Source organism: Pseudomonas sp. PB3P13, assembly GCF_054897735.1.
In genome coordinates, this window is the sequence record NZ_CM142702.1 from 1,270,345 (window position 1) to 1,284,792 (window position 14,448).

At 58.8% G+C, this 14,448-nt stretch carries 11 protein-coding genes and 1 pseudogene; 8 read left to right on the plus strand and 4 right to left on the minus strand.

Annotated elements, in window-relative coordinates; all coding sequences use genetic code 11:
* Nucleotides 1-26 precede the first annotated feature (26 nt).
* The 3 genes from ACYZT1_RS05700 to der all read left to right on the plus strand — a co-directional run bounded on the left by ACYZT1_RS05700 (nt 27) and on the right by der (nt 3,521).
* The gene (locus ACYZT1_RS05700; protein WP_462018058.1) at nt 27-668 is read left to right on the plus strand and encodes a tetratricopeptide repeat protein; all 642 of its coding nucleotides are present in this window, start codon (nt 27-29) and stop codon (nt 666-668) included.
* The gene (gene bamB, locus ACYZT1_RS05705; RefSeq protein WP_462018059.1) at nt 661-1,812 is read left to right on the plus strand and encodes an outer membrane protein assembly factor BamB; all 1,152 of its coding nucleotides are present in this window, start codon (nt 661-663) and stop codon (nt 1,810-1,812) included. The genes ACYZT1_RS05700 and bamB overlap by 8 nt, the downstream gene beginning before the upstream one ends.
* Nucleotides 1,813-2,051: 239 nt before the next feature.
* A complete protein-coding gene (der, locus tag ACYZT1_RS05710; RefSeq protein WP_028620135.1) occupies nt 2,052-3,521 on the plus strand; it encodes a ribosome biogenesis GTPase Der in 1,470 nt (489 codons plus the stop codon).
* A gap of 244 nt (nt 3,522-3,765) precedes the next feature.
* On the opposite strand, the gene ACYZT1_RS05715 is transcribed toward der, so the two are convergent.
* Entirely contained in the window at nt 3,766-5,190 is a 1,425-nt protein-coding gene (locus tag ACYZT1_RS05715) for an IS1182 family transposase (RefSeq protein WP_462017041.1), read from the minus strand.
* 170 nt (nt 5,191-5,360) lie between these two features.
* Here ACYZT1_RS05715 and ACYZT1_RS05720 point away from each other — a divergent pair, with 170 nt between their 5' ends.
* Both ACYZT1_RS05720 and ACYZT1_RS05725 read left to right on the plus strand, forming a co-directional pair.
* Complete coding sequence (locus tag ACYZT1_RS05720) at nt 5,361-6,509, plus strand: pyridoxal phosphate-dependent aminotransferase (protein ID WP_462018060.1); 1,149 nt, start codon at nt 5,361-5,363, stop codon at nt 6,507-6,509.
* Nucleotides 6,497-7,288: an amidohydrolase gene (locus ACYZT1_RS05725; protein ID WP_462018061.1), complete on the plus strand. Its 792-nt coding sequence runs from the start codon at nt 6,497-6,499 to the stop codon at nt 7,286-7,288. The genes ACYZT1_RS05720 and ACYZT1_RS05725 overlap by 13 nt, the downstream gene beginning before the upstream one ends.
* Before the next feature lie 180 nt (nt 7,289-7,468).
* Here the strand turns inward: ACYZT1_RS05725 and leuA are convergent, their stop codons facing one another.
* The 3 genes from leuA to xseA all read right to left on the minus strand — a co-directional run bounded on the left by leuA (nt 7,469) and on the right by xseA (nt 11,795).
* Nucleotides 7,469-9,148 (minus strand): 2-isopropylmalate synthase, encoded by a 1,680-nt coding sequence (leuA, locus tag ACYZT1_RS05730; RefSeq protein ID WP_462018062.1) that lies wholly within the window; start codon nt 9,146-9,148, stop codon nt 7,469-7,471.
* A gap of 442 nt (nt 9,149-9,590) precedes the next feature.
* On the minus strand, nt 9,591-10,412 hold the full coding sequence (locus ACYZT1_RS05735; protein ID WP_462018063.1) for a peptidoglycan DD-metalloendopeptidase family protein: 822 nt from the start codon (nt 10,410-10,412) through the stop codon (nt 9,591-9,593).
* 3 nt (nt 10,413-10,415) lie between these two features.
* The gene (gene xseA / locus ACYZT1_RS05740; RefSeq protein ID WP_462018064.1) at nt 10,416-11,795 is read right to left on the minus strand and encodes an exodeoxyribonuclease VII large subunit; all 1,380 of its coding nucleotides are present in this window, start codon (nt 11,793-11,795) and stop codon (nt 10,416-10,418) included.
* A gap of 85 nt (nt 11,796-11,880) precedes the next feature.
* Here xseA and ACYZT1_RS05745 point away from each other — a divergent pair.
* The 3 genes and pseudogenes from ACYZT1_RS05745 to guaB form a co-directional block, all read left to right on the plus strand.
* Nucleotides 11,881-11,987 (plus strand): annotated as a pseudogene (locus ACYZT1_RS05745) (sulfite exporter TauE/SafE family protein); the annotation flags it as partial.
* A gap of 215 nt (nt 11,988-12,202) precedes the next feature.
* Nucleotides 12,203-12,751 carry a hypothetical protein gene (locus tag ACYZT1_RS05750; protein WP_028620128.1) on the plus strand — a complete coding sequence of 183 codons (549 nt, stop codon included), beginning with the start codon at nt 12,203-12,205 and terminating at the stop codon, nt 12,749-12,751.
* A 115-nt stretch (nt 12,752-12,866) separates the two neighbouring features.
* Nucleotides 12,867-14,336 (plus strand): IMP dehydrogenase, encoded by a 1,470-nt coding sequence (gene guaB / locus ACYZT1_RS05755; RefSeq protein ID WP_462018065.1) that lies wholly within the window; start codon nt 12,867-12,869, stop codon nt 14,334-14,336.
* Nucleotides 14,337-14,448 lie beyond the last annotated feature (112 nt).

Sequence of the window (14,448 nt, forward strand, 5' to 3'; positions counted from 1 at the left end):
CGATTTAGCGATTAAGGAGTATTGGGGTGTCGAGTACCGAAGACGAAAACCTGGCGGATTTGAAGGACTGGTGGTCACGCAACGGCAAGCCCCTGGTCACTGGCGGCCTGTTGGCGCTGGTCATCGTGTTCGGCTGGCAGGCCTGGCAGAAATATCAGAGCAATCAGTCGCAAGGTGCGTCGATTCTCTATCAGCAGTTGCTGGAAACCACGCTCACGCCTGACGGCAAGCCCGACGCGGCCCGTGTTTCGGAGCTGGCTGGCAAGCTCAACAGCGAGTTTGGCGGTACCGCGTACGCGCAGTACGGCAGCCTGTTCGTGGCGAAGGTTGCAGTTGACAGCGGCAAGCTGGACGATGCCGCCACCGAGCTGAAAGCCATTATCGCCAAACCCGCCAAACCGGCGCTGGGCGAGATCGCCCGTCAACGTCTGGCGCAGGTTCTGGCTGCGCAGAGCAAGGCCGATGAAGCCCTGAAACTGCTCGAAGGCGACGCCGACACGGCGTTCCTGGCCACGCGCGAAGAACTCAAGGGCGATCTGCTGGTGCAGTTGGGTCGTACCGACGAAGCAAACACGGCGTATCAAAAAGCCAAGGCGGCACTGTCGGATGAAGCGGCGGTCGGCGGCTTACAAATCAAGCTGGACGATCTGGCCAAAGGGGATGCGTGACGTGATCCGTTGGAAACATGCAGCATTGCTGGCTCTGGCCATTATGGCCGCGGGTTGCAGCAGCAACAGCAAAAAAGAATTGCCACCAGCCGAGCTGACCGACTTCACTGAAGAAGTGGTTCTGCAAAAGCAATGGAGTCGTTCGATCGGTGACGGTCAGGGCGAAACCTACAACATGCTGGTTCCAGCGATCGAAGGCGATACCATTTACGCCGCCGACGTTACCGGCGTGGTGATGGCGATGGACCGCAGCAATGGCGACGTCAAGTGGGAAAAGGATCTCGAACTGCCAGTTTCCGGCGCCGTTGGCGTGGGTTACGGTCTGGTCGTTTTCGGTACCACCAAGGGCGAGATCGTTGCTCTGGACTCCAGCAGCGGTGAAGAGAAGTGGCGCACGCGTGTGTCCAGTGAAGTACTCGCGCCGCCGGCCAACAACGGTGACGTTGTCGTGGTTCAGACTCAGGACGATCGTCTGATCGGCCTGGACGCTGCCACCGGCGACCAGCGCTGGTTGTACGACAGCACCCCGGCGGTCCTGACGTTGCGTGGCACCAGTGCGCCGATCGTCACCAACCGCCTCGCGGTGGCTGGCCTGTCGACCGGTAAAGTGGTCGCGCTCGATATTTCCAACGGCGTGCCGGTGTGGGAACAACGGGTTGCGATTCCACAGGGCCGCTCGGAACTGGAGCGCGTTGTCGATATCGACGGTGGCTTGCTGCTGTCCGGCGGTACGCTGTATGTCGCCAGCTATCAGGGTCGCGTTGCGGCACTGGATCTGGAAAGCGGTCGTCAGCTCTGGCAGCGTGATGCTTCCAGCTACGCCGGCGTTGCCCAGGGGCTCGGCAGCGTGTACGTGAGTTTGTCGTCGGGCACCGTTGAAGGTGTCGACGAGCGTTCCACCTCGGCATTGTGGAGCAATGATTCGCTGGCTCGCCGTCAGCTTTCGGCGCCGGAAGTGTATTCCAGCTACGTTGCAGTCGGTGACATGGAAGGCTATGTGCACCTGCTGAGCCAGGTGGACGGCCGCTTCGTCGGCCGTGAACGCATCGACAGCGATGGCCTGCGTGCCCGTCCGCTGGTGGTGGGTGACACGATTTATCTGTATGGCAACAGCGGCAAACTGGAAGCCCTGACCATCAAGTAAAGGTTTGACTATGCTTGGGTTGAATCCCAAGCGGCTTCATCTGTGGTGATCAATGTGGGAGCGAGCCTGCTCGCGATGGACGTCAACGATAACGTTGGCATCCTGAATAAACGCGGTGCCTTGGCGTTTTTAGCTGGCAAGCCCGCTCCTGCAAAAAAGCACCCGGTGATGGCCCCGAGCACCAGCCGCTGCCTAGCAGCGGCTTTTGTATTTTCTGAAATAACGAAGTGGAGAGCCGCATGGTTCCCGTAATCGCCCTGGTGGGTCGACCGAACGTCGGCAAGTCCACCTTGTTCAACCGCCTGACCAGGACTCGCGACGCCATCGTCGGCGACTTGTCCGGTCTGACCCGTGATCGCCAATACGGTGAGGCCAAGTGGCAAGGGCGTTCCTACATTCTGGTCGACACCGGCGGTATCTCCGGTGACGAGCACGGTATGGACGAAAAAATGGCCGAGCAGTCGCTGCTGGCCATTGAAGAAGCCGATGTGGTTTTGTTTCTGGTAGATGCGAAGGCCGGTTTCACCGCCGCCGACCAGATGATCGCCGAACATTTGCGCAAACGTAACAAGCGGTCCTACGTGGTTGCCAACAAGGTCGACAACATCGACCCTGAAATGGCCCGCGCCGAGTTCGCCCCGTTGGGCATGGGCCATGCGATTCCGATCGCCGGTGCCCACGGTCGTGGCATCACCCAGATGCTGGAAATCGCCCTGAGCACCTTCCCGAAAGACGAAGAAGAGCCAGAAGACGGCGAAGAAGAGATCGTTGCCGAAGGCGAGGAAGCCAAGCGCATTCCTGGCCCGAGCGAAAAAGACGGGATCAAGATCGCCATCATCGGCCGCCCGAACGTCGGCAAGTCGACCCTGGTCAACCGCATGCTCGGTGAAGACCGGGTAATCGTGTATGACGAACCCGGTACCACCCGCGACAGTATCTACATCCCGTTCGAGCGTAACGACGAAAAGTACACGCTGATCGACACCGCAGGTGTGCGCAAGCGCGGGAAGATCCACGAAGAAGTTGAAAAATTTTCCGTGGTGAAAACCCTGCAAGCCATCAAAGACGCCAACGTGGTGATCTTCGTGATGGATGCCCGCGAAGGCGTGGTGGATCACGACCTCAACCTGCTGGGCTTTGCCATTGAAGCGGGTCGTGCGCTGGTTATCGCGATCAACAAGTGGGACGGCATGACGCCGGGCGAGCGAGACTTCGTCAAGGTCGAGCTGCAACGTCGACTGTTCTTCGTGGACTACGCAGACATCCACTTCATCTCGGCTCTGCACGGCACGGGCGTGGGCAACCTGTACGCTTCCGTACAGAACTCGTTCAAGTCTGCGGTCACCCGCTGGCCAACCAACCGTCTGACTACGATTCTGGAAGATGCGGTTGGCGAACACGCGCCGCCGATGGTCAATAACCGCCGGATCAAGCTGCGTTATGCCCACTTGGGTGGCGCGAACCCGCCGATCATCGTGATTCACGGTAACCAGATCGAGAAGGTGCCGAAGTCTTACGTGCGTTATCTGGAAAACACTTACCGTCGTGTGCTGAAACTGGTCGGTACGCCGATTCGCATCGAGTTCAAGGGCGGCGAGAACCCGTACGAAGGCAACAAGAACTCGCTCACCGACCGCCAGGTCAACAAGAAACGTCGCATGATGTCGCACCACAAAAAGGCCGACAAAAAGCGCCGCGATAAGCGTTAGAAGCAGCTGCAAGCTGCAAGTCGAAGCAAATCTGCTTTTAGCTCTTAGCTTGCAGCTTGCAGCTTGCAGCTTGCAGCTTGCAGCTTGCAGCTTGCAGCTTGCAGCCTGTAGCTCAAATCGCCGAACAATAAAAAGGGCCCTGACAACAGGCTGTGTGAAAACGCAGCCTGTGCCGGTCAAAAGCAAATGCCCCAACTTGTCGGGGCATTTGCTTTTCCGGTTTTGAAAAGCAAAAAAGGGCTTTTCAGCCCATCAATTCCATCATTCGCCGCACACCCAGCACGTTTATGGCTCTTTTCAGGTTGTACGTTTGTATCGCAAGCGCCATTTCCGTTCGAGCGCCTTTCAGTTGACGCAGTAAAAACCTGGCGTTGCCCATAGACCATTGCTTCAGGTTCCCAAACGGATGCTCAACGATAGATCGCCGCTGGCTCATCATGTCTCGATTGGCTTTCATGCGCCGTTCCATTCGTTCAAATGCGGCTTCGTGGGCATGACGCGTGACGTATCGGCGTTCGGCCTTGGTACATCGGTTTTTCAGCGGACAAACAGTGCAGTCGTCGACGGCGGCGTGATAGACCCGGTCTCCTTTGTTGAGGGCTTTAAGCGTGAGTATCTTGCCGTTTGGGCATTGATAGTTGTCACTTTCTTCGTGGTAATGGAAGAGTGTGCGATCAAAGTTTTGCTCTTCATCACCCTTGGTATTAACGGCTCGGTTTGGCGGGACATAGGGAGTGATGCCAGCGTCTTCACATGCCTGGAATTGACTGCCGTTGGAGTAACCCGCATCAGCAATGACACTGAGTTTGGCCTGCTCCAGCGCCTCTTGGGTAGCCTTGGCCATCGGCTCCAGTTGGCGGTTATCGGTTCCTTCCTGAGTCACTTCATGGTGCACGATCAGGCAGTGTTTTGCGTCAACCGCACTTTGAACGTTATAGGAAATACGCGAGCCTGAAGGGGTGCGCATTTTTTGCGCGTCGGACTCACCCACCACATGCTGCACCAGACCTTGAGCTTGCATCAGCACTTGGCAGGTCTGGTTATTGGCCTTTTTTATCTTCAGTTTCTCAAGCGCCGTCTGCACAGCAGAACGATCAATAGCTTCTTTGTGCTCGCCGCGATCAGCTTCATCAAGCTGAGCCAGATAGTGCGCAATACGCTTGTCGAGCTTTGCCTCGCGCTGTTGGAGCTTTTTAGGGGTGATCTGTTTTCGGTTCGAAGCCACGGCCTGGAACTTGCTGCCATCGATGGCCACCAACTCGCCAGCAATCAGGCCGGCTCCCCGACAAAATCGAACAAACGCACGGCATGTCGCGACAAAAGCTGCGCTGTTGTCGCGCCGGAAGTCGGCGATGGTTTTAAAGTCCGGAGCTAATCGGCCCAACATCCACATGACCTCGACGTTGCGCTGACACTCCGCTTCCAGCCGCCTGGAGGATCGAATTTGTTGGAAATAGCCGTAAAGATAGAGTTTAAGCAGGTCGCCGGGATGGTACGAAGGGCGCCCGGTTGCTTTGGGAGCAGCTTTGTCGAACCCGAGTTGCTCAAGGTCCAGCAGAGAAATGTACGCCTCGATCACCCGAACCAGATGGTCTTCGGGAATGAGTTCGTCCAGTGAGACTGGAAACAGAGTGCCCTGCGTACGATCTTCACCTTGGATGTAGCGCATAAGAAAAATGCCCGTATCTTGCGATACGGGCATTTTCTTAAACCCGGCGGCAGATTGCTAGGTTTTCACACAGCCTGTGACAAGGGCCCTTTTTGCTGGTCTGCGGTTTGTCGCTTGACCGCTTGTAGCTTGCAGCTTGAAACTTGCAGCTCACCTGCAGGGGCCCACCGATGATCACCAGTAAGCTGCCGAATGTCGGCATCACTATCTTCACGCAGATGTCTCAGCTCGCGGCGCAAACCGGAGCGATCAACCTGTCCCAGGGTTTTCCCGATTTCGATGCTCCACAGGCCTTGTGCGATGCGGTGGGTCGCCACATTGCCAGTGGCCACAACCAATATTCACCGATGACCGGCCTGCCGGCGTTGCGTCAGCAGGTGGCCGCGAAGATCGCTCGCAGTTACGGCGTCAATGTTGATCCCGACAACGAAGTGACCATCACCCCCGGCGCCACTCAGGCGATCTTCTGTGCGATTCAGGCGATTATCCACAGCGGCGACGAAGTGATAGTTTTCGATCCGTGCTACGACAGTTATGAACCGGCAACAGAATTGGCCGGGGGCCGTTGCGTGCATGTTCAGCTTGGGCTGAATGATTTTTCTATCGACTTCGAGAAACTGGCAGAGGCGATTACGCCGCGCACCCGAATGATTGTGCTGAATACCCCGCACAACCCGAGTGGTGCATTGATCAGTCGTGCCGAACTTGATCAACTGGCGGATTTGATCCGTGATCGCGACATCTATTTGATCAGCGACGAAGTTTACGAACATCTGGTGTTCGACGGCGTGCCCCACGTCAGCGTGCTCAATCATGAAGAGTTGTACCAGCGTGCCTTCGTGATCAGTTCCTTCGGCAAGACCTATCACGTCACCGGCTGGAAAACCGGGTACGTAGTGGCACCCCCGGCGCTCACAGCCGAATTGCGCAAGGTTCACCAGTACGTCAGTTTTTGCGGCGTCACGCCGCTGCAATACGCCTTGGCCGACTTCATGGCCGAGCACCCGGAACACGTCGAACAATTGCCGGACTTTTATCAGGGCAAGCGTGATCTGTTCTGCGACTTGCTGACGCCGTCACGCTTGAGTTTCACCCGCGTGACCGGTACCTATTTCCAGCTGGTCGATTATTCGCAGATCCGCCCGGACCTCAACGATGTCGAGATGGCCCTGTGGATGACCCGCGAACACGGCGTTGCCAGCATTCCGATTTCCGTGTTTTACCAGTCGCCGCCAGAAGGCCAGCGACTGGTTCGATTGTGCTTCGCCAAGCGCGAAGAGACCCTGCGTGAAGCGGCGGAGAAACTATGCGTGATCTAAGTGCGTTGCCGAACCTGAACCTGGCGCTGATCCAGACGACCCTGGCCTGGCATGACCGGGAAGCTAATCTGGAGCATTTCGAGCCACTGCTGGAACAGGCTCGCGGCGCCGATCTGATCATCCTGCCGGAGATGTTCACCACCGGATTCTCCATGGAGTCCGAAACCTTCGCCGAAGCGGAGAAGGGTCCGACCAGCAAATGGCTGCGTGCCCAGGCGGCGAAACTCGATGCCGTAATTACCGGCAGCGTCATGGTGCAGGCCGCTGACGGCAGCCACCGCAATCGGCTGCTGTGGGCGCGGCCGGATGGTGAGGTGTTGCATTACGACAAGCGCCACCTGTTCCGCATGGCCGGCGAGCACAACCATTACACGCCGGGCGAGCGTCAGGTGCAGTTCGAGCTCAAGGGCTGGCGCGTGCGACCGCTGATTTGTTACGACCTGCGTTTCCCGGTGTGGAGTCGCGATGCGCAGGACACTGACTTGCTGCTGTACACGGCGAATTGGCCGGGTGCGCGGCGTCAGCACTGGAATCGCCTGCTGCCGGCGCGCGCCATCGAAAACCTGTGTTATGTGGCAGCGGTGAACCGCATTGGCACGGATGGCAAGGGGTTTGCGTATACCGGTGACAGTCAGGTGCTGGATTTTCAGGGTGAGACCTTGCTCAGCGCGGGGGAGGCTGATGGGGTGTTTCAGGTCGTGCTCAATGCTGCTGACCTGCAGGCCTATCGCACACGGTTTCCGGCGAATCTGGATGCGGATACGTTCGAGTTCACCTGAAGCCTTCGTTGTCTGATCTGCCGTCATCGCGAGCAAGCTCGCTCCCACAATTGAATGGTGTAAACACGGACAATGTGGGAGCTTGCTCGCGATGAGGCCATTACAGGCACTGCTCATTTTCAGGCAAACAAGAAGGCCCCAAGGTTCACACCGGGGGGCCTTTTGCGTTTCAGCGATGGCTTACGCCGCTTTCGCTTCCGGCTGACTCAGCGAGCGGTTCAGCGCACTGAACAGCGCCTTGAAGCTGGCCGTGGTGATGTTCTCGTCAATGCCCACGCCGTGCACCGCACGCTGACCGTCCACACGCAGTTCGATGTACGCCGCCGCTTTGGCATTGGTGCCGGCGCCGATGGCGTGTTCATTGTAATCCATGATTTCCACCGGAATGGGCAGGCCAGCGACCAATGCTTCCAGCGCGCCGTTGCCTTTGCCACGCCAGTGCAGGTTGGTTTCGCCCTGACCCTTGCTGGCCACTTCAACTTCAACGGCGCTGTTGCCGTTTTCTTCCTGCAGGCGATGGCTGACCAGCGCGTATGGAGTGTTGGCCTGCAAGTACTCGCTGTGCAGCAAAGCGTGGATCTGCTGAGCAGTCATCTCAAGGCCCAGGCGATCGGTTTCACGCTGCACAACCTGGCTGAATTCAATCTGCATGCGACGCGGCAAGCTGATGCCATATTCCTGTTCCAGCAAGTAAGCGATGCCGCCCTTGCCCGACTGGCTGTTGACGCGAATCACCGCTTCGTAGCTGCGGCCGATGTCCGCCGGGTCGATCGGCAAGTACGGCACTTCCCACAACGCGTCCGGTTTCTGCTGGGCGAAGCCTTTGCGGATTGCGTCCTGGTGCGAGCCGGAGAACGCGGTGTGGACCAGATCACCGACATACGGATGACGCGGGTGCACCTGGATCTGGTTGCACTCTTCAACGACTTTGCGCACGCCGTCGATGTCGGAGAAGTCCAGCTCGGGGTGAATGCCTTGGGTGTAGAGGTTCAACGCCACGGTCACCAGATCGACGTTGCCGGTGCGCTCGCCGTTGCCGAACAGGCAACCTTCGACTCGGTCCGCACCGGCCATCAGGCCCAGCTCGGTGGCGGCGACGCCAGTGCCACGGTCGTTGTGGGTGTGCAGGCTGATGATCACGCTGTCACGACGGTTGATGTGACGGCCGAACCATTCGATCTGATCGGCATAAATGTTCGGGGTCGCGCATTCGACGGTGGCCGGCAAGTTAAGGATCATCTTGCGCTCAGGCGTCGGGTTCCAGACTTCGATCACCGCGTCGCAGACTTCCTTGGCAAATTCCAGTTCGGTGGCGCTGAAGGTTTCCGGGGAGTACTCGAAGGTCCACTGGGTTTCCGGCTGCTGCGCCGCGTATTTGACAAACAGCTTGGCGGCGTCAACGGCGATGGCCTTGATCCCGTCCTTGTCCTGGTTAAAGACGATGCGGCGGAAGGACGGCGAGGTCGCGTTGTACAGGTGAACGATGGCTTTCTTCGCCCCGCGCAGGGATTCGAAGGTCCGCTCGATCAGGTCTTCACGGCCCTGGGTCAGCACCTGAATGGTGGTGTCGTCCGGGATGTGGTTGCCTTCGATCAGCGTACGCACAAAGTCGAAGTCGGTCTGCGAGGCGGCCGGGAACGAGGCTTCGATTTCTTTCACGCCGACTTGCACGAGTGTTTTCCAGAAGCGCAGCTTTTTCACCGCGTCCATCGGCTCGATCAGCGACTGGTTGCCGTCGCGAAGGTCGGAACTGCACCAGATCGGCGCGGCGGTGATGGTCTTCGACGGCCAGGTGCGGTCCGGAATGTCGATGGCCGGGAACGCGCGGTATTTCGAAGACGGGTCTTTAAGCATGCTCATCGGGAAATCCTTGTTGTGTGGCCGAAAAAAGGCGGCCTGCCGGTGGATCAAATGTTCTTGGAGAAAGCGTGAGACGAGGCGCCGCGATTCAGCCTGGCAGTCGTGCGCTGACGAGGCACAGACTGCGGTGCTGACGGAGCTGAATGAGGGTGTGAGAGGTTTTCATGGACTCAACCCTAACCGCGAGGGTGAGGGTTGGCAAGCAGTCGAAGAAAATTGGGAGAAATTCTGCTTTTATCGCGGTTGGCGAGATTTAATAGCGCGGATTTCTGTGTGGTGCATTAAGGATTGCGGCGATAGTTGATCGTCGGCAATTGTAGGTTGGTGGTGATGCTGATATCGCATTCGCGAGCAGGCTCGCTCCTACAGTGGTTTGCGGCGTGTCACAAATCCCCTGTGGGAGCGAGCCTGCTCGCGATAGGCCGCTAGCTTCAGCAAAGAATTACGGCTGAAAAGCGCCAATGAAAATCGCCGGATCCACCCGCGCATCATTCAGGCTGACATTCCAGTGCATGTGCGGACCGGTCGCACGGCCGGTCGCGCCGACTTTTCCAACCACGCCGCCACGCGCCATCTGCTGACCGACCTTCACGTCAATTTTCGACATGTGACAAAACATGCTGATGAAACCTTGGCCATGATCGACAAACACCGTGTTGCCATTGAAGAAATAGTTGCCGATCAGAATGACTTTCCCGGCCGCCGGCGTCTTGATCGGCGTTCCCGCAGGCACGGCGAAGTCCAGCCCCGAGTGAGCATTACGTTCTTCACCGTTAAAAAAACGACGCACGCCGAACTTGCTCGACAGCGGCCCGTTGACCGGTTTATCCAGCAACAAATTGCTCGGGATGTTCGGACTGAAGCTGCGATATGCCGCGATCTGCTCGGCCAACTCTTTTTCGATGCGCTTGAGATTGGCCGGGTCCGGGTTGACCTGTTGGGTGTTCTTCAGCGTGATGCGTTGTTCCGGATACTTCTTGTCGCCCACCGTGAAACCCAGATTTCGCCCACCGCTGCTGATTTGCTGAGTGCCTGGCTTGACCGTCAACGGCACGCCGACAATCGCCAGCCAGTTGTTCTGCTCCTTGACCACCAACACCGGTTTGCCTTGATAGCTGGCTTTCGGCGCCTGCGCAGCGGCGCCGAGCTCGACCACCGCCACACCGCCCGGCACCGGCTTGTTCAGCAGGCGGGTGATGTAACTGTCAGCGTGGGCATTGAAGGTCAAACACAGCAACAACAACGGAGCGAGAAAACGCGGCATGGATCAATCCAATAAAGAGAGGGTGACGGGCGACAGGTGATTGTCTTCGACCCGAACGTGTAATTCGCCTTCGCCCAGGCGGGCCTTCAGGCGCTGGCCGTTATGGGTTTGCGCAGCGCTGTGAATGGCGTGACCGCGCTCATCGAGCAGAATGCTATAGCCGCGTGCCAGGGTCGCCAGCGGGCTGACCACTTGCAGTGTCTGCACTTGGCTCTGCAAGGCCAGGCGCCGCGATTTGAGCCCTTCACGCATGGCGCGGGGCAAGCGTTCGGCCAGGCTGTCGAGGCGCTGACGGAGCATCGCCAGTTGTCGCCCCGGATGCTGCCCGGCGAGGCGGGTTTCCAGACGGATCAAGCGTTCGCGGCGAGTATTGAGGTTGCGCTCGAAAGCGCGACGCATGCGCATGTCCAGATCGTCCAGACGTTGCGCTTGCTGGCGCAGACGTTCGCCGGGGTGGCGCAGGCGTCGCGCCATGCCTTCCAGACGCAAGCGATCACGCATCAAACGGTCGCGGATGCGCATGACCAACCGGCGATGCAGGCTTTCGACCCGGCGCACCAGATCGCTGGAATCTGGCGCCAGCAGTTCGGCGGCGGCGGACGGTGTGGGGGCGCGGACGTCGGCGACGAAATCGCTGATCGACACATCGGTTTCATGACCGACGGCGCTGACAATGGGCGTCACGCAGGCATCCACCGCCCGGGCCACGGCTTCTTCATTGAAACACCAGAGGTCTTCCAGCGAACCGCCGCCACGCGCCAGGATCAGCGCATCGAAACCACGGGCATCGGCGAGTTTCAGCGCGCGAACGATTTGCGCAGTGGCTTCACGACCTTGCACGGCGGTCGGGATCAGCGTCAGTTGCACCTGCGGCGCGCGGCGGCGGAACACGCTGATGATGTCGCGGATCACTGCCCCGGTCGGCGAGCTGATGATGCCGATACGTTGCGGATGCGCCGGCAGCGGCACTTTGCGTTCGGCACTGAACAGGCCTTCGGCGCTCAGTTTTTCTTTCAGCGCGTCAAACGCCAGACGCAACGCGCCGTCGCCGGCAGGCTCGACGGTGTCGAGGATCAGTTGATAGTCACCGCGTCCTTCGAAGAGCGAAACCTTGCCACGAACCTTGACTGCAAGGCCGTCCTTCAACGCCTGGCGCACCCGTGCAGCATTCTGCCGAAACAGTGCGCAACGCACTTGGGCGCCGCTATCCTTGAGGGTGAAATACACATGGCCGGACGCCGGGCGGGCGAGGTTGGAGATTTCGCCTTCGACCCAGATGTTGCTGAACACGTCTTCGAGGAACACCCGCGCGCGGCCGTTGAGCTGGCTGACAGTCAGGACTTCACGGTCCAGGCCGAGTCTTGCAAAGGGATCTTTAATCATGGAGCGCAGTTTAAAGGTAATTTCCTGCGCAATGCACGATCCCCCGTTGGAGCGGCCGAAAGCTGGGATCTTTTGACCTTGTTTAGCGCTGACCAGTGGCAGCGCCGTGGTGCGCCGAGTCTGTTTTCGGTTGCAGGCGTGTATGCCGAGCTACCCTTATTGCTGTTTGCGTTGTGCTTGTCGCCGACGATGGTCTGATTGGGCGGTATTTGAGTACTTGACCTCAGTGTGTCAGCCATTAAGCTGCCGTCCGCGCTGACGCCATCGCGGGCAAACCACGCTCCCACAGGTCTTGTGCCGTTTGATGAATTTGCGGACGACACAAGACCCTGTGGGAGCGTGGTTTGCCCGCGAAGGCGTCAGACAGCACACCGCAGAATATCCATTTGACGCACTAGGCTTTGACCATGAATTCGCAAAGCATCATCGTCCCGAAAATTTCCACGCTGCCCGTGCACGAACCCCGGGCCCGGGCGATCGTGCGTTGGCTGGCGCGCAAGAACATCATCAAGGAAGAACTGACCACGTGCGGCCGGACCGGCAATCGCATGGGCCACGCCATTGCCGACGGCGCTCGCGCGGTGGTGCTGCATCCGCAGGCTTTGCCGTTCGGCGAGCCGATCAATGGTCTGGAAATCATCACCAAGCGCTGCATCTATACGCCGGCCAAAGGCTTTCTGGGCGAGGCGGGCTGTGCCGAGTGTCGCAAGGAAGTCGGCGAGGCGCTGTTTGAGAGCCTGGAAGAGTGGATGCCGGGGCGTACCGACAACTTCACCTGCCCCGAATGCGGGCACGAAGATGACATCAACGGGTTTCTGTTTTTGCAGGAATGCGGGTTTTCCAACCTCGGTTTCATTTTCAACAATTGGGCCGAGGCGGGATTCAAGCAGAGTTTCATCGATGAGTTCGCCGATTGGCTGGATCAGCCGGTGAGCTGGGTCAAGGTCGAACTGTAAAGCGAAACTCCCCGAATATCAGCAACGTCGATAATAGCCAGAGTTTTACATTGAACCCGAGGGGGTGTCTGACTATAATGGCGCGCTTCCATTTTCCCGCTCGGGAGCCCCCGCGATGCTGCGTATCAGCCAAGAAGCTCTGACATTCGACGACATTCTCCTAGTGCCCGGTTATTCCGAGGTGCTTCCTAACGAAGTCAGTCTCAAGACCCGCCTAACCCGTGGCATCGAGCTGAATATTCCTCTGGTTTCTGCCGCCATGGACACCGTCACTGAAGCCCGTCTGGCAATCGCCATGGCTCAGGAAGGTGGCATCGGCATCATCCACAAGAACATGACCATCGAGCAGCAAGCTGCCGAAGTGCGCAAGGTCAAGCGTTATGAAGCCGGCGTGGTCAAGGATCCGATCACCATCGAGGCTGACGCCACGGTGCGTGAACTGTTCGAACTGACCCGCCAGCACAACATTTCCGGCGTTCCGGTGCTGCACGATGGCGACCTGGTCGGCATCGTCACCTCCCGCGACGTACGTTTCGAAAGTCGTATGGAAGTCACTGTCCGCGAAGTGATGACGCCTAAAGAGCGTCTGGTCACTGTCAAGGAAGGCGCCGACAAGAACGACGTTCGCGAACTGTTGCACAAGAACCGCATCGAGCGGGTTCTGATCGTCGACGAAAAATTCGCCCTCAAAGGCATGATGACCGTCAACGACATCGAAAAAGCCAAGGCTTACCCGCTGGCCAGCAAGGACGATCAAGGTCGTCTGCGCGTCGGCGCTGCAGTGGGTACCGGTAAAGACACTGGCGACCGCGTTGCCGCGCTGGTCAGTGCCGGCGTTGACGTGGTGGTGGTCGACACCGCCCACGGTCACTCCAAAGGCGTGATCGACCGGGTTCGCTGGGTCAAACAGAATTTCCCTGAAGTACAGGTGATCGGCGGCAACATCGCCACCGGCGCTGCGGCCAAGGCCCTGGCTGAAGCCGGCGCCGATGCGGTCAAGGTCGGTATCGGCCCTGGCTCGATCTGCACCACCCGCATCGTCGCGGGTGTCGGCGTGCCGCAAATCAGCGCCATCGCCAACGTCGCCGCGGCCCTTGAAGGCACCGGCGTGCCGTTGATCGCCGACGGCGGCATCCGTTTCTCCGGTGACCTGTCCAAGGCCATCGTTGCCGGTGCGTCCTGCGTGATGATGGGCTCGATGTTTGCCGGTACCGAAGAAGCGCCGGGCGAAATCGAACTGTTCCAGGGCCGTTCCTACAAGGCCTACCGCGGCATGGGTTCGCTGGGCGCCATGTCCCAGGCTCAAGGTTCTTCCGATCGTTACTTCCAGGATTCCTCGGCCGGCGCCGAGAAGCTGGTTCCGGAAGGCATCGAAGGGCGTGTTCCTTACAAAGGCACCCTGAGCGCCATCATCCATCAACTGATGGGCGGCCTGCGTTCCTCGATGGGCTACACCGGCAGCGCCGACATCGAAGAAATGCGCACCAAGCCCGAGTTCGTGCGGATCACCGGTGCCGGCATGGCCGAGTCCCACGTGCACGACGTACAGATCACCAAAGAAGCGCCAAACTATCGGGTCGGCTGACGCCGACAGCTAAAAGCCACAAGTTACAAGCTGCAAGCGGTGCTGTGTTGATGCAGCTACCGCGCAGCTTCCGATTACTTGCAGCTTGCAGCTTGAAGCTTGCAACTGCTTT